Here is a 618-nt window from a genome sequence, read left to right as displayed (position 1 = left end):
GCCGCTCGAGCAGGTCTACGAGGTGCTGGCCACGCCTGAGGGGCTGGATCGCGCGTTCGCCAAGATGGACGAGATCAAGCCGCACATCCAGTTCTGGGAAGCGGGCGCCCAGCCGGTGGAGTGGCTGGCGGCGGGCGACGTGGTGATGAGCACCGCCTATAACGGCCGGATCGCGCTTGCCAACGAGGAAGGCCGCGACCTCGCCTTCGTCTGGACCGACCATACCTACAGCATGGACTCCTGGGCGATCGTGGCGGATTCGCCGAACAAGGAGCTCGCGGTCGAGTTCATCAAGTTCGCCAACACGGCGGAGCCGCAGGTGGAGTTCCCCAAGCACATCCCCTACGGGCCGACCAACAAGCAGGCGGTCGAGCGGCTCGATCCGGAGGCCAGCAAGATGCTGCCAGCCGGTGCGAACATGGAACGTTCCCTGTTCATCGACGAGCAGTTCTGGGCCGACAATGTCGACCGGATCACCGAGCGCTGGAACGCCTGGATCGCGCAGTAAGCCATCGGGGAGCGGGGCTTCTGGTCCCGCTCCATCGCCCTTAAGCCCACGGATCGCCGGTCCCGATGTCGCGCGTGTCTCTGCATTTTTCTACCCTGCTGCTGGTGGCT

1 protein-coding gene is annotated in these 618 nt (G+C 65.0%); it reads left to right on the top strand.

Annotation, left to right across the window (positions count from 1 at the left end):
- Window positions 1-508 (top strand): ABC transporter substrate-binding protein (locus tag EQG76_RS12040; protein ID WP_159713656.1); only part of this gene is annotated, 508 nt, incomplete at its 5' end.
- Between the last annotated feature and the right edge of the window lie 110 nt (window positions 509-618).

The organism is Geminicoccus flavidas (assembly GCF_009806515.1).
Classification (GTDB): Bacteria; Pseudomonadota; Alphaproteobacteria; order Geminicoccales; family Geminicoccaceae; genus Geminicoccus; species Geminicoccus flavidus.
Note: the sequence above shows the minus strand (reverse complement) of the source record. Positions and strands in the feature narration are given on the sequence as shown.